This is a genomic window from Nocardia paucivorans NBRC 100373, from assembly GCF_000308675.1.
GTDB classification, from domain to species: domain Bacteria; phylum Actinomycetota; class Actinomycetes; order Mycobacteriales; family Mycobacteriaceae; genus Nocardia; species Nocardia paucivorans.
This window is the reverse complement of sequence record NZ_BAGE01000125.1, coordinates 1-22,116: the sequence shown is the minus strand read 5'-3', so window position 1 is coordinate 22,116 and position 22,116 is coordinate 1. Positions and strand designations below refer to the sequence as shown.

The following is a 22,116-nucleotide window of genomic DNA, read 5'->3' as shown; positions in this document are numbered from 1 at the left end:
CGAGGTGGGTGAGATACGCGACCACGTCGAGCGGCAGCTGCGACGTATCCGGGAACGCGATCCGGACCTGCGGTCGGTGATCACCCTCCTCGGCGACCGGGCCCGTCGCCGCGCCGACGAGCTCGACGCCGCCTCCGAACCGAGAGGTCCGCTGCACGGGCTGACCGCCGGGGTGAAGGACAATATCGATCTCGCGGGCGCGGTGACCACGGCGGGTTCCGCCCATGCGGGAACGGTTCCCGCCGCCGAGCACGCCACGGTCGTGGCCCTGCTGGAACGCGCGGGCGCGGTGGTGGTGGCGAAGAACAATATGGCCGAGTTCGCCATGGGCGTCACCGGCCGCAATACCGCGTTCGGCGATTGCCGCAATGCCCGCGACCTCGCGCGTATCCCCGGTGGTTCCAGTTCGGGGTCGGCGGTGGCGGTGGCGGCCGGGTTGACCGATATCTCTCTCGGCACCGACACCGGCGGTTCCGGGCGTATCCCGGCCGCCGTCAACGGGGTCGTCGGTATTCGTCCCACCCATGGTCGGGTCTCCAATCGGGGGGTTCTGCCGGTCAGCCCCACCTTCGACACCGTCACCCCGATCGCTGCCGATGTGCGAACCGCCGCACGGGTTCTCGCCGTCCTCGACCGCGACGATTCGGGTGCGCCATGGCCGGAGGCGGTGCCGGTGGACGCGCTCCTCGACACCGGTGTGGGTGGACTGCGCATCGGTGTGGCCACCGGTCATTTCGCCGAGGGCGTCGATCCCGGCGTGGCGCATGTCCTCGATACCGCGCTGCGCCGGATACGCGCGGCCGGCGCGGAGGTCCGTGCGGTGACCGTTCCCGACGCCGAGCAGGCCCAGGAGCGGATGCTCGAGATCATGTATCCCGAGGCGGCCGCCGTCCACGCCGAACGCATCGCGCACGCCCCGGAGACGATCGACCCCGATGTGTTGCGCCGCCTGCGAATCGGGATGTCCATCCCACCCGAGACCACCGACACCGCGCACCGCCTGCGCCGCGAGTTCCGCCGCCGGGTGGACGAGTTGTTCGAATCCGTGGATGTGATCGTGACTCCCACGATCCCCACCGATGTCCCCCGCCGCGATGCCGTCGATCTGGCCGCCTCCACTCGGGACGTCGCCCGATTCACCTACGCCTGGTCCCTCTACGGCGGTCCGGCGATGAGTCTGCCCTGCGGAACTCATCCGGAAAGCGGGATGCCGGTGGGGATGCAGCTGGTGTCGGCGCCGTGGCGGGAGCATGTTCTGTTGCGGGCGGCGGCGGGCGTCGAGGACCTCCTCACCGACAGGACCTGACCCACCGGGTCGATGTTCTCCGGAACCGTGGCCTCAATCTACGTTGTAGACCTTGTCTACGATGTAGACAAGCGCCACGGAGGTGCCGGTGACAGCAGAGCGAACAGTGCGGGTGGTCGAGTCGGCCGGTGCTTGGTTACACACCGAGTCGGCCGGGTCGGGCCCGGCGTTGGTCCTGGTGTCCGGGGGCGGCGGTGACGCGGCCGTATACGAGCAGGTCGCCGGACTGTTGGCCGACCACTACACGGTGATCACCTTCGATCGGCGCGGCAATTCCCGCAGCGCGTTCACCGAACCGGATGCCGAGATCCATGTCGCCGCGCAGGCCGGCGATATCGTGGCCATCCTGGACGCCTACGGCATCGACCGGACACTGGTGTTCGGCAACAGCAGCGGCGCGATCATCACCGTGGATTCGCGCAACGACTGCTGGAGACGTTCACGGAGTTGACCTCATGACCGCGCGAAAAACACCGCAACGCACGCTGCGAACCACCTTGAATCGCGAATACATTGCGGCAGCGGCCCTGTCGGTGATCGACGAGACCGGCCTCGACGGGTTCTCGATGCGCAAACTCGCCGCCGCGCTCGGTGTCGATCCGATGGCCGCCTATCGGCATGTCACCGATCAACAGGACCTGTTCGACGCGGTAGCGGTGCGGCTGTTCGTCGAGATGGACCTCGACACCCTTGCCTGGCAGTCCGCTTGGCGACAACTGCTGCGCGGTTACGCCGAACGGATGCGCACCACCCTGCGACGCCACCCGCACGCGGTGTCGGTGTTCGCCACCCGCCCGGTGCGCGACCCCGCCGCGATCGAGATCGGTGACCGCATGATCAACCGGCTGCGCGACGCCGGATTCACCCCGACGGTCGCCATGCAGCTCACCCGCTGCCTCCGCGAATACACGATCGGGCACGTCATCGGCTGGGCGACGGCCGTGACCGGCCGCAGCCGCAAACCGGCCCCCGATTCCCCCGACTACACCCCACTCGCCGCGGCCGCCGACGCAGCCGCCGGCACCGACCATTTCGACGTCGGCCTCACCGCCCTGCTCGACGGATTCGGCCGCCGCCTCCCTGCGGGAAACCTGCCCGGAACCTAGGCTCGCCGCATCCACAGGGACGCTTCGATGCGGTACAACAGCTCCGAGTCGCTTTCACTGCGCTCGAGCACCGAGAACCACAGCAGATTGTTTCCGTGCGTGATTACGCAGAACGCGTCCCCCGCTTGGCCACGGAAAATCACATTGGTTATTCCCCAATTGTTCTTGGGGTTCTCCGGGCCCTCCGCAATCTCGTAACACAGTTGTGGTGACGGCTCTGCGGCAGGCGCTGTCCGAAGCGGGCCGGAGATCCTCGGACCGGTGTCGTCCCGACAGCTCCGAGAGAACGTCAAATCGCCGGTTTGGTTCGCATTGGTGTGCACAGTGGGAAACGGCTTGTCCCACAATACGATAGTGGCCAGACATCCGCCTCTTTCGATTTTGTGGGAAGCCGGAATATCCAACTGAACGTGCGAGTACACCCGGTTCCAGCGTGGATCGTCGTTCGGCGCAGTCGTTGTCGGGGGCGCGGCTGTCGCTGTGGTCTCCGGGAGCGCGCCGGCCGACGGCACCGAGGGCACAACCGTTATCGGGGGCAGAGCCGGATCGTCGTCGGACACGACTTCGATCACCACCGACACGATGATGCCGATCACCGCGATCACGGTCGTGATCAGCCACTCGGGCTTGCGATACCAAGGTCTCTCGGACCGTCTTTCCGTATCGCGCCGCTCATCGTCCGGCCGGGACGTCTGTTCCTGCTGCGTGGCCACCGACTGCCGCCCTCCCCAACCCGGAGTTCTCCGCTCAGAACAATAGCGCGAAAACGCTTTTCAGATCTGTGCGTACGGAATTCACAAGGCAGCGCGACCGGCGACCAGGGGCCCCGCCGAACGCGCGACAGGGCCCCGACGGATCAGCGTTCCCAGGGCAGGCAGCCGACGGCGCGCAGGCGGGTCGCCAAGCCCTGGTTGACGCCGACGGATGCGGACGAGCCGGAGCCGGCGCTGGAACCGGTTCCGAGTGAGAGCAGTAGGTCGGCGCCCAGTCCGGCGCCGATGGAGCATCCCAGCAGGTTGATATCGATCGAGATGATCTCACGCGGCCCTTCCGGCGGGGGCGCGGGCTCGTCGGCGTATGCCGGAGCTGCCGCGGCCGCGGTTGCGGCGGCCAGTGTCACGGCGGCGACGCCGGCTTTGATGAATCGCACGTATCCTCCTTGTCCGCGCCCATGGCGCGGTTCTCATACCGGGATGGTCGATCTGGTGTTCAACGGGCAGTCACCATTCCCGGATGGGTGAAATGCCCGCCTGATATTTGACAATTCGTACGCAAAACAAACCGCTCGAACGGCGGTCGACATCCTATCGATTCGCGCGAGGGCGCGACGCTGCGATTACCGCACCGACGATTCCGAATACGGCATCAGGCTCGCCGCGTCCATCTCCGGGTCGTTGTCCTCACCGAATCACGTGGTTCCACCCTCGAGGTGCGTGATCCTCCCCCATTGGGCGAGGATCAATGACCCACCTTCGTTTCGCCACTGTGACACCGAGGCGTTCGGCACCGGATCCAATCCTTTCGGCGCGGGCGCCCCCAACCCCGCGGCGATATACCGGAGGGCGGTCACCACCGCGTCGTGGGTGACGAGCAGCACGCGCCGTCCGGCGGCCACCCGCTCCAGATCGATCAGAAACCCGCGCACCCGCAGCACCACATCGGCCAACGACTCCCCACCCGGCGGCCGATACACCCAGGTCCCCACCCGTTCCCGACGCGCCCCCTCCTCCGGCGCCCGGGCCCGGAGCGCGGCGGGTGGGAACAGTTCGAACACACCCATCTCGCGGTCGCGCAGCCGCTCGTCGATGCGCGCCCGCACCTCACCCAGGGTCGGGTCCACCGTGCGGGCCGTGCGCGCCATGATCTCCCACGTCCGCCGGGTCCGCCGATACGGCGAACAGAAAACCAGATCGGGTCGCTGCGACCGATCCGTTCCCGCCCACCAGTGCCCGAGCGCGGTCGCCTGCTCCACCCCGAGCTCGGACAACTCCACCTCGGCATCCACCCCGGGGATGGGCGCGTCCACGGTCGGGTCGGCGTAGAGGTCGTTGGCCGTGCTCCGCCCGTGCCGAACGGCCCACAGACCGGCCAGGCCGGTGGGTGCGGCGATCCCGTCCTCGGTGAATACGTCGTCGGAGTTCATCGCCACCGATTATCGCCGCAGCCGGTCGAGTTTTCCGGAAACGGACCGCTCGGCATCGGGCGCGGTGCTACCGCCGGTGTCGATGGGTGTCAGCTTCGTTGTTCCAGTTCGTGTCGCAGTGTCCGCAGTTCCTCCGACAGGAGCTGTTTGTCGACCGGGTTGTCCGCTTCCGCGATCCGGTTTTCCACGGCGGCGATGCCGTGGCGAATATCGTCGGGCGTCGGGTTCGTGGCACCCGTCAGCAATTCCCCGCTCAGCTGCCCGGGACGATATATCAGCGGCTCGCCGTATCTCTGGGCCAGGAACTCGCGTTGAATGGTGTAGTGGCCGGCGCCGTAACCGGCGAATACGTCGTATCCTCGGTTGCTCCGGTCGTCGATGCAGTCCAGGATGGCGGTTTCGCGTTCGTTGACCCGATAACGCGCTATCTCGTTGACCGGGTTGGTGCTATCGATCCTGTCCGGGTTGAGCATGTCCTGCACGGGCCTATTGGGGTCGAAAGGTTCGCCGAGATATTTCTCGTGCCAGGCGAGCATGCCGTCGAATGTCAGGTGCCGGGGCCCGTCGGGATTGGGCCACCGTCCGCTTTCCCGCAGGCGGGCGTCCTCGCCGGGCACCCATTCGCGCAGCTCCGCCATGATCCGATCCTCGGGATACCCGTCTCTTTGCATACGTTTGACCTGGGTGAGGAAATACCACAGATGGTGGAGCGGTTCCCGTCCGGGATCGATGGTGGTGACGAAGTCGGTGAGACCGACGTCGCCGCGTTCGCCGCGGATACCGTGTTCCAGGGCGAGCCGTTTGACGTGATAGTGATCGCCTCGCCGGACCGCGTCGTCCAGATCGAGTTCACGGATATCGTCGGGAATATCGTTCTGTTCGTTGAGGGCGATACGTCCGCGGCCGTTGGGTTCGGACATGAACCGGTCGAACGCGCTCCGTATCACCGGGTACTGCGGGTGCGCGGGGTCTCGCGTGTGTATCTGCGCGCTGTACCAGATACGACCACCGCCGGGGGTGTCGTATCGAGCGACACTCGCCAGGTGGCCGAACACTTCCCGCTGCCGACCATCGATCACCTCGCACAAGGGCCGGCGATCGTTGAGCCGCGTCGTGAGGTCGGGGCTCGTACCGGGTTGTTCGCGGGAGTGGGGCTCATCGCGTAGCGAGCCGCGAAGCAGTTCGGCGGCTCGCCGGGTTTCGTCGGGCAGGTGGGTGGCGGCGGTGGTGGCGGGTTGCACCACACCGTCGTCGATGTTCCGATGCAGGAGCCGGCCGATCCGACCGGCCGCGTTTTCCAGTCGCGAGGCGACCTGCCGCCACGCCTCGGAGCAGAAGCTCACCGCGGAATCGCCGGCACAACTCGGTCCGGGGCGATCACGGCGATCGTGATCGCGCGGGGGCGTTTCGACACGTGGAACCTGCCTTTCGCGCAAATCGCGATAGTAGTAAACCGCATCGTGGGACCGGCCGTGTCATCGCCCATCACTCACAGCAACCGCGTGGCCACCGGTTACGGCAGCCATGAAGTCGGTGGAACCGTCCCGCCCCGTACTGCGTCATACCTGATGAGCGCGTGGACCTATTCTCGATCCTCTATACCTATGCACGCGCTCGGTGACAGCCGGTCCACCCGGACTCGTGGTTGCCGATCACGGCAATCGCAGGACCGCCACGCAGGAGGGCATGTGAGCGAACCGTTGAAGGTCGACCCGGCCGCATTGGATGTACTCGCCGGGAAGTTGGCGAAGCTCGCCGACGACAACGAGGCGAAAACCGGCTCTTACCTGAAGGAATGGTTGGATGTTCCGGGGGATGTCGGCGGAATCATCCCCATCGTCGCCCAGGCCGTCCACGATATCCGCGACAAGCTGACCTCGAATTACCCGCAACTGGGCAGCCTCACCGCCGCCTCCTCGAACGAGCTCACCAAGTCCGCCGCCATGTACCGGACCACCGATAAGTCCACCGCCGAGGCGCTCGACCGCACCTATCCGGAAGTGAAACGATGAGCGCCGCCCCGATCGAGCACCTCACGAAACCGGAGCCGAAAGACCCCATCCCGGATTTGGCGGAGTTCCTCATCACCGCCAATGCGATCTCGCCGACCTACTGGATCCAGCAGGTCTTTCAGACCTTCATCGGCACCGACCCCATCGAGTGGGTCGCCGATAAATGGGCGGGCGATTGGAAGGCGATCCAGCAGGCCGCTTTCGCGATCGACAACCTCTCCCAATACAACAAGGCCTACGCCACCGCCGTCACCGAAGCCCTGGCGGAGGTGGAGTCCACCTGGCGCGGTAATGCGGCCGACGGCGCCCGACAGTATTTCGGACAGCTCACCACAGCGCTCGATGCGCAGGCGGCGGCGCTCACCGAGATGTCGAACAAGATAGAGGGGTTCGCCCAGTCGTCATATTTGCAGGCCCAAGCTCTCGGCAACGCGTTGCAGGGGCTGGTCGACACCGCCATCATCCTGGCCGTCGAGTGGGCGGCAGCCGCCGCATTGTCGTCCACCGGTATCGGCGCGATTCCGGCCGTCGGTATCGGCGCGCTCAGCGCGTTGCAGATCACGACGCTGCTCGCCCGATGGGGAAAGGTCGTGGAGCTCACCACCCAGACGGTGACCCTCGCGCAGGGTCTTTACGGTGCGCTGCTCGGGCAGATGGCGAGCACCATGTCCGTGGAGCTGCCGCCATTGCCCACGATCAACTACGACCACCCCGGAGCGTGACATGAATCGACAGGAACCGGTGCTCGATATCGCGGGAGGCGATATCGGCCTCTCCCGGCATCTAGCGCGATCGCTCCGGACCATCGCCGACAATACCGCCGACCCGGGTCTGAAGACCCAGATCCGGGAGATCCTGGCAGGTAGGGGAAGCGTTCGGGAACTGGCGCAGGGAGAAGCCTTCAACCGTCTCCTCGACCGCGCCCTGCCGAGCGCACTACAGGCGGCGCAACGGCTGTCCGACGAGCAGTTGCACCGTCTCGCCGAGCAGGGCCGCGGCGAACTCGACCGCCTTCGGAACGAACCACCCGCACCCGAGGCGCCCGCACAGCGACCGCCCGAGCCCGAGGCACCGCCACGGCAACCATCCGCCCCAACGCCCCAACCCCCGAAGCCCTCGGCTCGTCGGGAATTGCCGCCGGAAGTCGTCGAAGCGGATGACGAGTACTTCCAAGAACGCAACCGACGGGGGTGGCTCGTATGAAATTCGACCTCGCCGTTCACCCGGAAATCGGCCCCTCCGCGCCCGGATCGCCCCACCATCTCGTAATCACCGACACGCTGCCGGATGTGTGCGCTCGGCACGGGCGGGAAGCGGTGGAGCATCGCGAAGGGCAGATGACCTTCTACACCACACGACGCGGCGGAAAACAGGTCACCCTCGTGCGCCTGCTGGGGAAACTGCTACAGATCTGGCGTTTGACCGTGGTCGAGCACACCCGGCCGGATATCGTGTTGCACGGTGAATGGCCGGTCTGCCCCTCATGTCTGCGTCCCGGCCGGATCTATCGCCGCGTGGCAACCGCGCTGATCGGTTTGGCAGCGCTGAGCGTCGTGGTCATGATCCTGCTTCTGCTGCAAGGCATCCGCCCACCGAAGTGGACGATGTTCGTCTTCCTACCGGGGTGGATTCCGATCGGGCTGCTCGTCATCATGAGGTTGTTCCAGGCGGGAGAAGTATTCGTTCGCGCGGAGATCTCCCCGGATATGCGGCAGGTCGACATCGAGGCCCACGAACGATTCGCCGCGGCCGCCGTCCGGCTTCCCGAGTGACCCGTTGCGGTCCGGTGAGTGGGTTCGCCGCCGGTGGCATGAACCCGCTCACCCGGACGAACCACGCCGACCATAAGCGCCGATCTCACGCGCGAGCTGGGCGGCCATCGATCCGACACCGCCGGCCGCGGCGCGAGGTTGCGTTCCTCGACGACCACATACTCCGCCAAGGCGCCGTCACGATCCCGGCCGATGCCCCCGACATGCCTTCGACAACCGGTTCGGCGATGTGAGCGATCGGGCGGCCCCGACACCGCCGAACCGGCCGTCAACGATCCTCCACCGACGACAGAGCGTCAGCGTGCGTCGACACGCACCTGCTCGACCGGGCTCGTGTCACGCCGAGACAGGCCGAGCACCGCGACCCCCACCGCTGCGGCGGTGAAGACGGCGCTGCACCACAGCGCCGTGGTCGGCTGCTCGGTGCGGTCGACGAGCAGACCGGCACCGGCGGGGCCGATAACGGCGCCGATATTGAGGGCGGTGGTCGCCAACGCGCCCGCTATCCGCGGAGCAGTCGGTGCGGCGGTCTGCACGATCGTCGCGATCAAGGTCGAACCGACACCGAACGCGACCGCGCCCGCCACCATCGACATGACCATCACCCCGACCAGCGAGTGCGCGACCACGGCGGCCGCGAGCCAGACCCCGACCGATACGGCGGTCCCGACCACGACGATCTGCCGCCGATAACGGTCGCTGTAGCGGCCGGCGACCGTCGCACCGAGAAACGAGCCGATACCGAACAGGGCCAGCACCACCGCAACCCACCGCTCGCCGCCGGCGATACCGGTCGTGATGGTGCCGAGATAGGTGAATCCGGCGAAGGTCGCGGCATTGACCAGGACCCCCGCCGCGATGGCGATCAGGACCTGCCGGTGCCGCAGCACCGACCATTCCCGTCGCATCGAGGGCGCTTGCCCGTCCGACGCCTCACCCTCACGCACATCACGCCCGAGCATCACCCACACCGGCACGAGCGCTGCCGCGCCGATAACGGCCACGGCCCAGAACGCCGAACGCCAACCCCAGACCTGGCCCAACAGCGTGCCCGCCGGAACACCGGCGATACAGGCCACCGTCACCCCGGACACCACCACCGAGGTCGCGCGACCGATTTTCGCCGGCCCGACCATCCTCGGCAACGCGGCCAACGCAACCGCCAGGAAACCGGCATTGGCGACCGCCGCGACACCACGCGTCACCAGCAGCAGCGCAAACCCGGTCGCCACGGCCCCGACGACATGAGCCGCACAGAACAACCCCAAAAACGCTGTGGCCGAATACCGCACAGGCAACCGACCCGCCGCCATCGCCATCACCGGCGCCCCCAGCACCATGCCGGCCGCGAACAGCGAGGCCAACAGCCCGGCAGCGCCAACCGAGACGCCGATATCGACCGCGATCTCTTCCAGCAGTCCCGAAACCATGAATTCGGATGTGCCCTGCGCGAAAACCGCGACAGCCAGCACGAACACCACAATGGGCATCAGAAGACACTCCCCGGATACAGGGCACCGCCGTCATACCCACGGCGCCCGGAACGAGTTGCCGAATCGGGCGAACCCTCACCCGATAGCAAGAAACCGACATCATCCGGCGTTACGAGATGCACGAACCGCACCGATCGCTCGACGACCGGCGGGAAACACACTCACAACGCCGCCCGACCCACAGGCCGAGCGGCTACCGTCTGGACGCCTCCGGGGAATTCACCCCGCCACCATATCAACCCACCCGAACCGAATCGAACCGATAACATCACGATCCGCAACGGCCCGTACGGGCCCGCCTCGAGCGATAAGCAGCGAAACACCTGGTAACGGGATTACCGAGACCGATATACCGGCGAGCGGGGAATACGCTCGAACCGTTCAGGCCAACTCGACGACCGGACGGATGAGCAGTTCGGTGACGGATTGATCATCGGAGCCGACCCACGCCCCGAAGTCCTTGTCCCGGTAGGCGGTGGCCAAGGTGAGCCACCCCAGGAAGAATCCGGTTCCGCCGCAGGTGGCACCACCACCGTCACCACCGCAGACGATGCCCGGCTCCGTGGTGAACTCGTGCCGATACGGATCCTGACCGATCATCAGACCCCACAGGTTCGGCTCCCGATGCGGGCCTGTCGAATGATCGAACGGATAACCGTCGACCGGACTGTCGTCACCCCACCGGAACAGGGTGGGCGCGCCGGCACCACAGGCGTATTCCCACTCGTCCGGGCTGCTCGCCCGCACTCCCGACGCAGCCGCCTTCGCCAACGCCTGTTCATAGGACACCTGCTTCACCGCCTTGGCCCGACGCACCTGTCCCCGTTCGTCGAGCTCGACTTTCAGACTTCCGTCGGGGCCCATCATGCCGACCGTGCCATTGGGTCGAGAACCGGACCGGGCAGCCAACTCCAGGACCCGAGGATCATCGACCGGCACACTCTCCAGGCACGGTTCCAGCGCCTCGACCCCCACAAGCATCGCGGGAAGTTCCACCACCCGTTCCGGAGAGGTCATCGCATCGACGAACTCCGTGATCCCGGGCAGGCCGTACTCCTCGGCGCTCTCGGCGAAGTCGGCCGCCTGGTGCGGCGACGGGACGAACCTGCTCCCGTCATAACCCAATCGCACCCGGCCACCCGGAACCAACGCCAACCGCATACCCGCACGGTCGAACAGGGCGATACGCTGTCGCCGGCCCGCGTACTCGTGGAAGTGGATGCCGACCAGCTCCACATCGTTCTCGCGGGCAATCGCACTCGCGACCCTCGTCGCCGATTCATCGCTCAGTTCCCGCCATCGCACGGCAGTCAGATCAGCATGCGCCACCTGGGCATTCTGGCGAAGCAGCCGAACCGCGACAAGTCGAGCCCACACATCCAACCGGAACTTTGAGCTTGTCTCCGACAAGACAAGCATGACAAGAGGATCGAAAGAAGCTGTGGATCGTGGCAGGCTGTGCACAGTCCGCCACGATCAGCGATCATCGATTACCAGACAGATGGCGGATGAAGCCGTCCCACTGACTCGGAGTGAAGATCAAGGCCTCACCATCCGGGTTCTTGGAATCGCGAACACCAACCAATTCCCGGTCAAGGAAGGCAACCTCAACACAGTCTTTGGTAGCTGAACTGTAGGAACTCTTCCGCCATACCGCTCCGGATAGATCGACATCGTACTTCCCACTCACGCGACAAACTCCTTTGCTACCCGCCGAAGCAGAGCCCTACTTGCGGTTTCGTCCAGCGCTGCGTCCCTCAGCGCTTGGTGTGCCTCATAGTAGCGGCGGACATCACTGGGTTTCTCCAAATACAGGTCACCGGTATAGCTCTCCAGGTAGACAACCGGCGGTTCGATCTGCGTGCCTCTCTTGTCCGTACCGAAATCGAGGATCGTGAACGGCCCCATGGGGTCACCCAGGGGAATACCAGCACTGAAAGGCAACAGACGGACCGTGATGTTGGGCCGGGTTGACATGTCAGCTATATGCCTGAGCTGCGAAGACATGATTCTCGGGCTCCCCACGAGCCGGCGGATCGCGCTCTCCATGAGAACTACCCGCAATGTAGTCGGCTGCCTCTTGCGCGTGAGCAGCCCTTGACGTTTCACCTTCATCTGAAGGCGCTGCTCTACACCCTCCGAACGCTCCTGGGGTAGAGCAGCATTCAGCAGAGCCCTGGCATAGTCTGGCGTCTGCAAGAGACCCAACACAGCGTCAGGTGCATACGAGGTCAACTGGCAGGCCGCAGCTTCCAGCCCCATGTACACATCGAAGTTGTCCGGAATCAAGCTCCCGAACTCGTGCCACCACGACTTGACAGCAGCCTGCTGCGCCAGCCCCACCAGCGCTTCGGTTTCCGTCTCACTTGCGTTGTAGATGCCGCACAGATCCCGCACGTCAGGCACCCGTATCCGCTCCGACTGCCCGGTCTCGATCCGTTGGAGCGTGCTCGCTCCACGGTCGATTCTCCGCGCTGCCTCCGGAATCGTCATTCCGGTCTGCAACCGCAGGTCTCGCAGGTAACGCCCGAGTTGCCGTCGCGGCAGAGTACTTCCGAGTTCTGACATGTGACGAGCCCCCATTCTGGTTTTCCACGCAGCGATTACTGCATCGAACACGCGCTTCGAACGGGTTCTGTCCTGCGGTTTCGATGAGATTTCCACGGAAAGAACGCAATCGAGCAACCACACGACACGGACATGCTGTCCTGAACCCGCGCCCGGCAGGGGTGGCAATACCGATATCCCCTCCACCACCCCGTACCGATCCGCCTTCGGTCCGGGCGTACTCAAAACCATAAATACCAGGGAGTTTGATGTCCATACCCACCGAGAACAGGGCACTCGGACGCTACGACCACTACCGAACCGTATGCGGACTGTCCTGTCACAGAGACGAATCCGGCAGAATCGCGATCACCCTAGGAGGCGACCTCCAGACGCTCACCACTCCGGAACAACGCGGCCAAGCCATACGAAAATCCCTGTCGGCCCGTCCCCTCACCGGCCCGACCCTCCGACATCGCTCTCGTCGCTACACCTTCTCGACCTCGTATCCGACCGAGGCCGCGGATCATTCGCCCTACTCCCGCATCCTGCTACGTACCAACTCCCAGACCGTCCCACCCCAAGGCATCGTGGCACTCCCCTCAACCGGCCACCTCCGCATCTACCGTCGGTGGATCAACCCCGCCCCCGATGTCCTCCAACCAACCCTGAAAACTCTCCTCGACACTCTCGGTGAATGCGCGACTGACCCCTCCCCCATCGCGCTCCGACGACCCCGATGTACACCTCAGCGTCTTCCTGTACGACACCCGCCTCGACTACGCCGCCCGCCGCTCGGCCGCCCACCTGTTCCTCGTCGAATGGAACACCCGGCAAGCGTGCCTCGCGATCACCCTTCCCGACCCACCGGCCAACCTGCCCAGACTCCCCTGCGAACGGCTCTACCTCTGATCCCCACCGCTCCGACGACTCGAACAACCCGCTCCTTTCTTTCCGGCGATAACCGATCAACGATGAAGGACCACATGACCCCCGATTCCCATCCGCCCGCCCCCGGCGGACCCTCGCACGTCTCATCCCACACCCACCGGCTCGCCGTCGGCTACCTACGCGAAGACCTCAGCACCGATCTCGGCTTCGACACCGTCCGACTACGCCTGTGCGCCATAGCCCACGGCTACATCCTCACCCGCGTCATGCTGGCCGACTCCCCACGCCATCACCCTCGCCTACTGACCGCTCTCCTCCACGACGGCATCACCGCACTGCTCCTCCCGGAACTCGACCATCTCCCCGAAACCACCCGAGTCGCCCTGCGCTCCACCTGCGACATCATCGCGGGCGGCACTGTTCTACCGCGACTCGACAACACCGCGAGCGGTAATCCATAGCCGACCAACCACCTCGACCGGGTCATCGAGACCTGTCTTCCTCTGTGCCAACAACAATGCGGCCACCAGGTCCAGCCGGCCGCCGGTCGAAACGGATACTTCTCCCCTTCTCGGCCCACCTCACACGGCCCCCTCCCTTCGGTCGATGCTGTCGAAAATCGAGGGAACCGTTGCGGACCCCGCTGCGTCCTATAGTCATGACGGGGAAATCCCGCACCACGGCCCACGGGGAGAAATCCATGCGCATCGCCACCGCACTACGCACCACGCTGCTCACGGCAGCGGTAGCAACACTCGCCTCCGGGTGTGGCGTACTCGAGAGCGGGGAAGCCGCCAACCAAGGCCCTACCACCACAACCCGCGACATCGACGACATCGTGGTCTTCAATCCATGTACCCAGATCAGCGATGAGGTTCTGACCTCCGTAGGTCTAACCCCCTCTTCAAAGAGCGTGGTGACAGATGCGCCAACAGGGCCTGCGTCGTGGCGTGTCTGCTCTTGGACACCATCTGTCCCGGAGTATGCAATCGGAGTGTTCTCTACTAGCCATACGCTCGATGAGGCCCGCAATAACGAGAATCACACCGACGTTCGTGAGACCACTGTTGGGGGGAGACCAGCCCTTTACTCCCGCGATAAGTCAGATACCGACCGCAGTGCTTGTTACGTCTCGTTCTCCGCACAACAGGGAATGTTCGAAATCCGCGCATCCTGGCTCGATGACAACTCCAATAAGAAGGATGTTTGTGCACTTGCCATGCAACACGCTGTTGCGCTTGAACCTCACCTCCCTGAGTGACTGCACCGCATGGCAGAACCAGATCTGAAGCAGAGGACATAGATGTCAGAAAATGTGCAGAACGAACTACAGCAGTGGCAGCAGTTCAAGCAGCAGGCAATGAACGGTGAGATGCACTTGGAGGAGGGTATCGGCGAAGCACTTAGCACAGCATGCGATAACTATCGCTTAAAACTGGTCAGGTTGAAGGATAATGCAGAAGGGCTCGACCACCTCTCGGGCTACGGGGGCCTGCCGTCCGCTATCGCCATACGAGACAAGTTCCAGCAGAAGGCCGTTGGTGGTGGCGACAATCCCGACGACAATGCCGTCAAACGCCTGGAACAACACATCGAACTCGCCGAGCTCATGCGCGATACCTATCTCGCCGCCATCGGCAGACTTCGGAGTGCCGACCAGGACACTGGTACTCAGCTCACCAACACCGGGGAGGGACTGCGCTAATGCCATTACCGGCGATCCTGGGGGTCGGTGCCGCCATCGCCGCCGTTGCGAGCGGTGTGGCGGGTGTTGTCGACAACTACAGCCAATCCCGCGAGAACCAGGACAATGCCAATCGTGCCCGCGAGGCGGGGGAACAGCAGTGGACCGGTGACCGCCGGATCATCACTTCCGAGTGGGCCCGCATCAGTCAGGGTTTCACGGGGGAATACGCGCCTGCGCAAGCTCCTCGAGAGGCGTTCAAGACCTGGTCGCACACAAAGATCTGGGAAGCGTTGAACGGTCAGGGCGAGTTCGCCGACAAGGGACCGGTCAAGGAGAGCGATATCAATGCCGGCGCCGATGGTTGGCGCAGACTGCAGGAGGCCACCGGCACCGCCATCGACGAGTTCCGTAGGGAAATCGAAACCATCCTCACCGAGAAGTGGGGTGGTCGAACCGCCACCGCTGCCATGCAGGCCACCATCGACTACACCAACAAGGCCACACTGTTGCCGCTGTCGTTCCAGATGGTCGCCAATGGAATCGATCTCGTGCAGGGCTATCTCGGTCAGGCCCGGATGTCGGTGATCCCGCCGATCGAAACCTCCGGATTCGACGAGTTCGTGGTGACTGGGCCCCGATGGGGGATCCACCGATCATGCGAGTTGCGGTTGGTTGAACTCGGTCGGTGTCCATTGCTGCCGGAACGCTTCGGGAGTGAGGAAGCCCAGCGATCCGTGTGGCCTGTAGGTGTTGTACTCGATGCGCCAGTCCTCGGCAAGGACTTGGGCTTCGGTCAGCGAGCGGAACTGCTCGCAGGTCAGGAATTCGTCGCGGAATCGGCCGTTGAACGATTCGCAGATCCCGTTCTGCCATGGTGAGGCGGGGTCGATGAACGCGGGGTCGACGCCGGTGAACCGGCACCAGTCGGTCATGGCGTGTGCGGTCATCTCGGTGCCGTTGTCCATCCGGATATGCTCCGGTTTCCGGCCGGTCGCGGCGACGAGTTCGTCGAGCACAGCGACGAGCTGATCAGCGGTGCACGACCGGAACGCAGTCACCGCCAGAGCCTCGCGGGTGAACTCGTCCACGATATTGAGAAACCGGACCTGGCGTCCGTCGGCGGTGACATCGACCTGGAAATCCAGCGCCCACATCCGATCCGGCCGCGACGCACGCAGCCGTTGATGTCGACCCGCACCGATCCGTCGCTTCTTACGCACCCGGACAGGTCGTTTCAACCCGTGCTCACGCCACAACCGGCGGGTGCGTTTCCGGTTGACCACCAACCCCTCGGCCCGACACAGAGCGTGAGCTTTGCGCCGTCCCCACCGCGGATGCGCTCGTGAGATCTCGCGAAGCCGCCCGGTCGGCAACCGCTCGGTCTCGGCAACCGTAGGCCGGCGGCGCTGTGTCGAGCGGGGTTGCCCGGCGACCCGGCACGCCCGGCGCTCGCAGACCCCGAACCGGTCCCGCAAAACCTGCACGGCCCTGCGGCGACGGTCCGGGCTCAATAGTTTCCCCGGTTCAGCTCCTTGAGCATGTCGATATCGAGGGCCTGATCAGCGACCATCCGCTTCAACCGGGCGTTCTCACGTTCGAGCTCTTTCAACCTCTTGGCGTCCTCGGATTTCATGCCGCCGTACTGGTTCTGCCGGCGATGCCAGGTCGCATCGGAAATCTCGAGGTGTTTGCACACGTCCTCGATCGTGAAGTTCTCACCGAGCAGCCGTTCTCCCTCGCGGAGCTTGCGGATGATCTGCTCGGGCGTGTGCCGACGTCGTGACATGGTGTGATCGTCTCCTTCTGCACCCATTCTGGTGCATCAGAACTCTCACAACCGGTGGACCCACCCACCGGGCTCCAGTCACGAGCCCCCATTCTGGTTTTCCACGCAGCGATTACTGCATCGAACACGCGCTTCAAACGGGTTCTGTCCTGCGGTTTCGATGAGATTTCCACGGAAAGAACGCAATCGAGCAACCACACGACACGGACATGCTGTCCTGAACCCGCGCCCGGCAGGGGTGGCAATACCGATATCCCCTCCACCACCCCGTACCGATCCGCCTTCGGTCCGGGCGTACTCAAAACCATAAATACCAGGGAGTTTGATGTCCATACCCACCGAGAACAGGGCACTCGGACGCTACGACCACTACCGAACCGTATGCGGACTGTCCTGTCACAGAGACGAATCCGGCAGAATCGCGATCACCCGGGGAGGCCGCCTCCAGACGCTCACCACTTTGGAACAACGCGGCCATGCCACACGAGAATCCCCGTCGGCCCGTTCCCTCGCCGACTCGACCCTGCGGCATCGCTCTCGCCGCTACACCTTCTCGACCTCGTATCCAACCGAGGCCGCAGACCATTCGCCCTACTCCCACATCCTGCTACGCACCAACTCTCGGACCGTCCCACCCCAAGACACCGTGGCACCCCCCTCACCCGGGCGTCTCCGCACCTACCGTCGGTGGATCAACCCCGCCCACGGTGTCCTCCCATCACCCCTGAAAACCCTCCTCGACACCCTCGATGAAGGCGCGACCGATCCCTCCCCCATCGCGCTCCGACGACCCCGATGTACACCTCAGCGTCTTCCTGTACGACGCCCGCCGCTCGGCCGCCCATCTGTTCCCGGCCGAGTGGAACCACCCGGCAACCGGGCCTCGCGACCATCCTCCCCGGACTCCCCTGCGAACTCCTCTACCGCTGACCCACTCCTCCCCCAGACCGGCCTGAACAAGCAACTCCCTTCGCTCCGGCACCCACCGACTCACGAGGAAAAGGACCACGTGACCCCCAACTCCCATCCACCCGTACCCGACGAACCCACGCACACCTCACTCCGCACCCACCGGCTTGCCGTCGGCTACCTACGCGAAGACCTCAGCCCCGACCTCGGCTTCGACACCGTCCGACTACGCCTGTCCGCGATCGCCCACGGCTACACTCTCACCCGCGTCATGCTGGCCGACTCCCCCCGTGACCACCTTCGCCTCCTGACCGCCCTCCTCCACGACGGCATCACCACACTGCTCATCCCAGAACTCGACCATCTCCCCGCAACCGCCCGCGACGCCCTCCATCCGGTCTGCGACATCATCGCGGGCCGCACGGTCCTACCACGACTCAACAGCACCGCGACCGACAATCCATAGCCGACCACCCATCTCGATCGGATCATCGACACCGCCTTCTCCGAACCCACCTCACATGCATGGCTCCCGCTCTAGGCCGACGAAGTAGCGGATCCCCGCGATGTGGTCCACCTGATCCGACCCCGCGCAGGAAGCCAGATCACGCGGACCGAACCAACGGGGTCAGGTCACCAACACCGATGCTTCCGCACGGCCGTCGACCACACCCACGACAATGTCCTGGCCTGCACTCACCCACCAGAAACGAACCCACGACGCGAGCTCCAAGGGGGAGCCGACCAGCCCACACCATCGACGACCATCCGACAACAAGCTCATTGCGGCGACACGCCGAACATATCGACACTACCGACGGTCCACTGCACAACACCCCCGAAAGCCCGCCTCCGACAAGGCATTTACCTGCGGCTCTACCATGGGGTCCTCATCAGCCCCTCGAGGAACCGCGCTATCAGCGCAAATCGCCTTCTCTCCACCCCATTCCCTCGGGCCCGTTACCTGCCCACCGGACCTCGAAACGGGAGGGAACCGAAGCCGGCCAGGGTGCGTCATATAGTCATGTCGGGGGGAATCCCGCACCACGGCCCACGGGGAGAGATCCATGCGCATCACCACCGCACTACGCACCACACTGCTTGCAGCAACGGTGGCAGCCCTTGCATCCGGGTGCGGCGCGATCGAAGGCAAGTCGACCACCGCAACCCCCACCACCACCCGCGACATCGACAAAATCGTGGTTTTCGACCCGTGCACCCAGATCAGCGACGATGTGCTGGCATCCATGGGACTGGATCCTGCATCCAAGAATGTCGTGACCAACGCCCCAGAAGGACCGACGTCGTGGCGCGTTTGCAACTGGACACCCAAGCATCTGCAGTACGCAGTAGCTGTGTTCTCTACCAGCCATACGCTGAACGAGACTCGGACAAACAAGAACCACACCGATATCCGAGAAACCACCGTTGGTGGCCGACCCGCGGTCTTCTCACGAGACAAGTCCGATCCTGATGTGGGCTGCTACGTCTCGTTCTCCGCGCAACAAGGGATGTTCGAGATCAACGCCACCTGGATGGAAGGCGATCCCAGCAACGGCGATATATGCGCAATCGCCATGCAGTATGCCACCGCGATAGAACCCCACCTACCCAAATAGGTACGGAAACTGCACGGAATCCAAAACAGGGGCGCCATGACAAAGGACGTTCAAAACGAACTGCAGCAGTGGCAGCAGTTCAAACAACAAGCGATCAACGGCGAGATGCGGCTGGAAGAGGGCGTTGGTGCAGATTTGGCACAAGCCTGCGAGAACTACCGTCTGAAGCTTCAGCACCAAATTGTAAATGCTCGAAACCTTAGCCGTCTTTCAGGTTTCGGCGGCCTACCCTCTGCTCTCTCCATACAGGACAAGTTCCAGCGAAAGGCCGTCGGTGGTGGCGACAATGCCGACGACAACGCCGTTAAACGCCTGGAACAACACATCGAACTGGCCGAACTCATGCGCGACACCTACCTCGCCGCCATCGGCAAACTCCAAACCACCGACCACGACACCGGCACCCAACTCACCAACACCGGAGAAGGATTGCGCTGACACCCCCGACCATCCTCCCAGCGACGATGGGTAAACCTTCTTCTACCAGTCGGGACTGCCACACAGATAGGTGACAGCCTGACCTGCCCCACCGGACGAATTCGAAGCCGATCTCAGCCCAACCCGATACCGACGCTTCCGCACGGCCGTCGAATCCGCACGGCCGTCGAAGCAGTCATCAACCACACCTACAACAATGTCCTGACCTACACTCGCCCACCAGAAACGAACCCACGACGCGATACCCAAGAGAACCAACCAGCCCGCACCATCGACGATCACCCAAAAACAAGATCATTGCAGCGACACGCCGAAAACATCGACACTACCGACGGTCCACTGCACAAGGCTCCCGAAATCCGACCTCCGACAGAGTATTTCCTGCGGTTTTGCCATGGGGTCCTCATCGCCCCTACGGGGGTTGGCAGCACCCCCGTCCGGCCCACCGCAGCACCGAACCCATCACGCAGTCCTACATCACCGGAGCTGGCGTCAAGTCCGACGAGGAGTCGAGCATCTCCTGACGACAAACTGTCAAGCATCTGCTGAGATCAGCAGATTGACACAGGATAGGGCCAAAGCCAATCCTGTTTCCACCTAGGGCCATAGTGGGGAAATCTCGCACCGCAGCCCATGGGAAGATGGCTGGAGCCCACCTACCTGATCAGCGAACCGCGCCGGATGCAAGGGGCGCCGTGTCGGAAAACGCACAGAACGACATTCAGCGACAACAGTAATTCGAATAACAGACGCCGGCCGGGCCGGCGAGAACCGCTCGGCTTCTCCACAAGTGAATATCGATGATCCCGACCAACTCGGCGACCGCGTCGATTCAATCGAAATCGTTCTAGCGGAAGGATTTTCGAGACAGAAGACTTGCTTTACGGTAACCGGTTCCATCTTGGTGGCCGTGCGCTGAGCAGCCGATTTCGGAGATCGCTGTTATGCCATCGACCTATATCATCGGCACAGTGGGCAGTCTCGTTCCGCTCGGCGGTAACGAATCAGCGCCACCCAACGTCTTCATTGGTGGACAGGTACAACCAGCGAATCGAGAGAATGCGCCCGGGAATCGGCGGCACAGATGGACTCCTACAAACAACTGAACCTCTACAAACCGCTGAACCCCGGAGGGCTACTCGCCCGGGCGATGAAGAACGTCGCACAGCAGCTGGCCGGACTGGCCAAGGAGAGCAGCAAGCATGGTTTCGGCCTGGAAAGCTTGGCCTCGAAGACCGCCGCTGCACCGAAAACGTTGATACTCGCCGAGCAGAACGCCCGGAAAACCATGTCGGCAGTAGACCTACTGCCGACAGGCCGTACCTCGAACGGTTCGGTTTTCGATCGAGACCTCCCCACCCGCACCGATCGTGCGCCGCGAACAGCAAAGCCGTCCGCACTGGTGGCCAAGGTGCCCGACCTCCATGGACACACACTCGAGCGAGCCGAAGCCGAGATGTCACGCAGCGGATTCACCTTCAAATCGGAGACCGCCGGCGGATACCGGCGCTACCGGGCCAAGGACAAAAGCGAGATCTGGATCCGCCCGAACGGCGAAGTGCAGCGATTCGGCCCCAAGGTCAGTCCGGGACCGAACCAGAAAAGCTACCGACCGCGATATCTTCCAGGCGGAACCGAGACCCAGGAACACTCGACCGGAGAGATGGTGATCCGATGAAGCATTTCGAACAGATCCGCCTCGCGGCACCATTGTGTGTCGGGTACATGGTCGACCGCCTGACCCTGTCGCAAATCGACGAAACCGACGCACTCGATATCGGCCTGCGGTGGGGTCCGGCCAAGCCGGATATCATCCTGTCCTTCCAGGACGTGTACTACTTCGAAATCGGGCGACTCCCCGGCCCAGGAGCCGAACCACTCGACGACGTGACAGCGACGGTACTGCCACCGGCCGACGAACCATGGCCGGCCCAACTGCACATCGACACGATCCGCTCCGCAGCGCTGCCGCCACTGCTGTGGTTCCGCGCCGAAGGACCGGTTCAACTCAATGTCGTGGCCGCGATTGCGAACGCCTTCGTCGAGCTGTCGCCGGATGATTCCGTGCCTCCCACATAGCAGTCCGGCCGGATGAGCTGATCCGGAATCGCCTGGAGCGGGCGAGGCACGTCCAGCTCTCAATGGGAGCAACCCGGTCGGATGGAGTCGTCGACGCCGTCGAATGCTGCAACAACACATCGAACTGGCCGAACTCGTGCGTGAGATCTACCGCGCTACTCTCGGCAAGATCCAGACCACCGACCACGACACCCAGCTCACCAACACCGGAGAAGGACTGCGCTGATACCACTGGCCTGTCCCCGAACGACTTCGGCCTCATGACCTCCTGCGGATCACTCTGCCTCAACTCTCACAACCATGGCCCGGAAACAGGGGGGGCAGATCA

The 22,116-nt window shown here is 64.0% G+C and carries 28 protein-coding genes; 17 read left to right on the top strand and 11 right to left on the bottom strand.

What is annotated here, in order from left to right; genetic code table 11:
- Nucleotides 1–4: 4 nt before the first annotated feature.
- From ON32_RS25115 to ON32_RS27385, 3 genes are all read left to right on the top strand, one after another.
- Entirely contained in the window at nucleotides 5–1,306 is a 1,302-nt protein-coding gene (locus ON32_RS25115; RefSeq protein WP_051133664.1) for an amidase, read from the top strand.
- A gap of 88 nt (nucleotides 1,307–1,394) precedes the next feature.
- On the top strand, nucleotides 1,395–1,757 hold the full coding sequence (locus ON32_RS25110) for an alpha/beta fold hydrolase (protein ID WP_157224362.1): 363 nt from the start codon (nucleotides 1,395–1,397) through the stop codon (nucleotides 1,755–1,757).
- Nucleotides 1,758–1,761: 4 nt separating this feature from the next.
- Nucleotides 1,762–2,412: a TetR/AcrR family transcriptional regulator C-terminal domain-containing protein gene (locus tag ON32_RS27385; RefSeq protein ID WP_051133662.1), complete on the top strand. Its 651-nt coding sequence runs from the start codon at nucleotides 1,762–1,764 to the stop codon at nucleotides 2,410–2,412.
- On the opposite strand, the gene ON32_RS25100 is transcribed toward ON32_RS27385, so the two are convergent.
- The 4 genes from ON32_RS25100 to ON32_RS25085 all read right to left on the bottom strand — a co-directional run bounded on the left by ON32_RS25100 (nucleotide 2,409) and on the right by ON32_RS25085 (nucleotide 5,898).
- Complete coding sequence (locus tag ON32_RS25100) at nucleotides 2,409–3,125, bottom strand: hypothetical protein (protein WP_040793502.1); 717 nt, start codon at nucleotides 3,123–3,125, stop codon at nucleotides 2,409–2,411. The genes ON32_RS27385 and ON32_RS25100 overlap by 4 nt on opposite strands.
- Nucleotides 3,126–3,268: 143 nt before the next feature.
- Entirely contained in the window at nucleotides 3,269–3,562 is a 294-nt protein-coding gene (locus ON32_RS25095) for a hypothetical protein (protein ID WP_040793501.1), read from the bottom strand.
- A gap of 258 nt (nucleotides 3,563–3,820) precedes the next feature.
- The gene (locus ON32_RS25090) at nucleotides 3,821–4,555 is read right to left on the bottom strand and encodes a histidine phosphatase family protein (protein ID WP_051133661.1); all 735 of its coding nucleotides are present in this window, start codon (nucleotides 4,553–4,555) and stop codon (nucleotides 3,821–3,823) included.
- 89 nt (nucleotides 4,556–4,644) lie between these two features.
- On the bottom strand, nucleotides 4,645–5,898 hold the full coding sequence (locus ON32_RS25085; RefSeq protein ID WP_040793500.1) for a hypothetical protein: 1,254 nt from the start codon (nucleotides 5,896–5,898) through the stop codon (nucleotides 4,645–4,647).
- Nucleotides 5,899–6,243: 345 nt separating this feature from the next.
- On the opposite strand from ON32_RS25085, the gene ON32_RS29205 reads away from it, so the two are divergent.
- From ON32_RS29205 to ON32_RS25065, 4 genes are read left to right on the top strand one after another with little or no spacing between them, the layout of a single operon-like run.
- A complete protein-coding gene (locus ON32_RS29205; protein WP_040793499.1) occupies nucleotides 6,244–6,567 on the top strand; it encodes a type VII secretion target in 324 nt (107 codons plus the stop codon).
- Nucleotides 6,564–7,289, top strand: coding sequence for a WXG100 family type VII secretion target (locus ON32_RS25075; RefSeq protein ID WP_040793498.1), 726 nt, complete (start codon nucleotides 6,564–6,566; stop codon nucleotides 7,287–7,289). The genes ON32_RS29205 and ON32_RS25075 overlap by 4 nt, the downstream gene beginning before the upstream one ends.
- 1 nt (nucleotide 7,290) lies before the next feature.
- Nucleotides 7,291–7,770 (top strand): hypothetical protein, encoded by a 480-nt coding sequence (locus ON32_RS25070; RefSeq protein WP_040793497.1) that lies wholly within the window; start codon nucleotides 7,291–7,293, stop codon nucleotides 7,768–7,770.
- Entirely contained in the window at nucleotides 7,767–8,339 is a 573-nt protein-coding gene (locus ON32_RS25065) for a hypothetical protein (protein ID WP_040793496.1), read from the top strand. The genes ON32_RS25070 and ON32_RS25065 overlap by 4 nt, the downstream gene beginning before the upstream one ends.
- Before the next feature lie 296 nt (nucleotides 8,340–8,635).
- Here ON32_RS25065 and ON32_RS25060 read toward each other — a convergent pair whose 3' ends face one another.
- The 4 genes from ON32_RS25060 to ON32_RS25050 form a co-directional block, all read right to left on the bottom strand.
- A complete protein-coding gene (locus tag ON32_RS25060; protein ID WP_040793495.1) occupies nucleotides 8,636–9,829 on the bottom strand; it encodes a Cmx/CmrA family chloramphenicol efflux MFS transporter in 1,194 nt (397 codons plus the stop codon).
- Between the two features lie 384 nt (nucleotides 9,830–10,213).
- Nucleotides 10,214–11,161: a hypothetical protein gene (locus tag ON32_RS25055; protein WP_040793528.1), complete on the bottom strand. Its 948-nt coding sequence runs from the start codon at nucleotides 11,159–11,161 to the stop codon at nucleotides 10,214–10,216.
- A 154-nt stretch (nucleotides 11,162–11,315) separates the two neighbouring features.
- Nucleotides 11,316–11,522 (bottom strand): DUF397 domain-containing protein, encoded by a 207-nt coding sequence (locus ON32_RS28335; protein ID WP_083874782.1) that lies wholly within the window; start codon nucleotides 11,520–11,522, stop codon nucleotides 11,316–11,318.
- Complete coding sequence (locus ON32_RS25050) at nucleotides 11,519–12,400, bottom strand: helix-turn-helix domain-containing protein (protein WP_040793527.1); 882 nt, start codon at nucleotides 12,398–12,400, stop codon at nucleotides 11,519–11,521. Before ON32_RS25050 ends, ON32_RS28335 begins: the two co-directional genes overlap by 4 nt.
- Before the next feature lie 672 nt (nucleotides 12,401–13,072).
- On the opposite strand from ON32_RS25050, the gene ON32_RS25045 reads away from it, so the two are divergent.
- The 4 genes from ON32_RS25045 (at nucleotide 13,073) to ON32_RS25035 (ending at nucleotide 14,975) form a co-directional block, all read left to right on the top strand.
- The gene (locus ON32_RS25045) at nucleotides 13,073–13,291 is read left to right on the top strand and encodes a hypothetical protein (protein ID WP_040793494.1); all 219 of its coding nucleotides are present in this window, start codon (nucleotides 13,073–13,075) and stop codon (nucleotides 13,289–13,291) included.
- Between the two features lie 74 nt (nucleotides 13,292–13,365).
- A complete protein-coding gene (locus tag ON32_RS25040) occupies nucleotides 13,366–13,731 on the top strand; it encodes a hypothetical protein (protein WP_157224360.1) in 366 nt (121 codons plus the stop codon).
- Between the two features lie 239 nt (nucleotides 13,732–13,970).
- Complete coding sequence (locus ON32_RS28330) at nucleotides 13,971–14,531, top strand: DUF3558 domain-containing protein (RefSeq protein WP_157224359.1); 561 nt, start codon at nucleotides 13,971–13,973, stop codon at nucleotides 14,529–14,531.
- Nucleotides 14,532–14,573: 42 nt separating this feature from the next.
- A complete protein-coding gene (locus ON32_RS25035; RefSeq protein WP_040793492.1) occupies nucleotides 14,574–14,975 on the top strand; it encodes a hypothetical protein in 402 nt (133 codons plus the stop codon).
- A gap of 5 nt (nucleotides 14,976–14,980) precedes the next feature.
- On the opposite strand, the gene ON32_RS28325 is transcribed toward ON32_RS25035, so the two are convergent.
- Nucleotides 14,981–15,607, bottom strand: a complete 627-nt coding sequence (locus ON32_RS28325; RefSeq protein WP_083874780.1) for a hypothetical protein — start codon at nucleotides 15,605–15,607, stop codon at nucleotides 14,981–14,983.
- 3 nt (nucleotides 15,608–15,610) lie between these two features.
- A protein-coding gene (locus tag ON32_RS28320) for an IS3 family transposase (protein ID WP_245551284.1) occupies nucleotides 15,611–16,743 on the bottom strand; the annotation gives its coding sequence in 2 pieces (ribosomal slippage) (nucleotides 15,611–16,479 and nucleotides 16,479–16,743; 1,134 coding nt in all).
- Between the two features lie 1,009 nt (nucleotides 16,744–17,752).
- Here ON32_RS28320 and ON32_RS25015 point away from each other — a divergent pair.
- On the top strand, nucleotides 17,753–18,118 hold the full coding sequence (locus ON32_RS25015) for a hypothetical protein (RefSeq protein WP_040793488.1): 366 nt from the start codon (nucleotides 17,753–17,755) through the stop codon (nucleotides 18,116–18,118).
- A gap of 162 nt (nucleotides 18,119–18,280) precedes the next feature.
- Here the strand turns inward: ON32_RS25015 and ON32_RS29200 are convergent, their stop codons facing one another.
- Nucleotides 18,281–18,436, bottom strand: a complete 156-nt coding sequence (locus ON32_RS29200) for a hypothetical protein (RefSeq protein ID WP_157224358.1) — start codon at nucleotides 18,434–18,436, stop codon at nucleotides 18,281–18,283.
- Nucleotides 18,437–18,719: 283 nt separating this feature from the next.
- Between ON32_RS29200 and ON32_RS27380 the strand changes: the two genes are divergently transcribed.
- From ON32_RS27380 to ON32_RS30630, 5 genes are all read left to right on the top strand, one after another.
- A complete protein-coding gene (locus ON32_RS27380) occupies nucleotides 18,720–19,271 on the top strand; it encodes a DUF3558 domain-containing protein (RefSeq protein ID WP_051133660.1) in 552 nt (183 codons plus the stop codon).
- A 36-nt stretch (nucleotides 19,272–19,307) separates the two neighbouring features.
- Nucleotides 19,308–19,709: a hypothetical protein gene (locus ON32_RS25005; protein WP_040793487.1), complete on the top strand. Its 402-nt coding sequence runs from the start codon at nucleotides 19,308–19,310 to the stop codon at nucleotides 19,707–19,709.
- A gap of 1,084 nt (nucleotides 19,710–20,793) precedes the next feature.
- A complete protein-coding gene (locus tag ON32_RS25000; RefSeq protein WP_040793486.1) occupies nucleotides 20,794–21,387 on the top strand; it encodes a hypothetical protein in 594 nt (197 codons plus the stop codon).
- Nucleotides 21,384–21,788, top strand: a complete 405-nt coding sequence (locus ON32_RS24995) for a hypothetical protein (RefSeq protein ID WP_040793485.1) — start codon at nucleotides 21,384–21,386, stop codon at nucleotides 21,786–21,788. The genes ON32_RS25000 and ON32_RS24995 overlap by 4 nt, the downstream gene beginning before the upstream one ends.
- Nucleotides 21,789–21,891: 103 nt before the next feature.
- Nucleotides 21,892–22,014: a hypothetical protein gene (locus tag ON32_RS30630; protein WP_281032256.1), complete on the top strand. Its 123-nt coding sequence runs from the start codon at nucleotides 21,892–21,894 to the stop codon at nucleotides 22,012–22,014.
- Nucleotides 22,015–22,116: the final 102 nt, after the last annotated feature.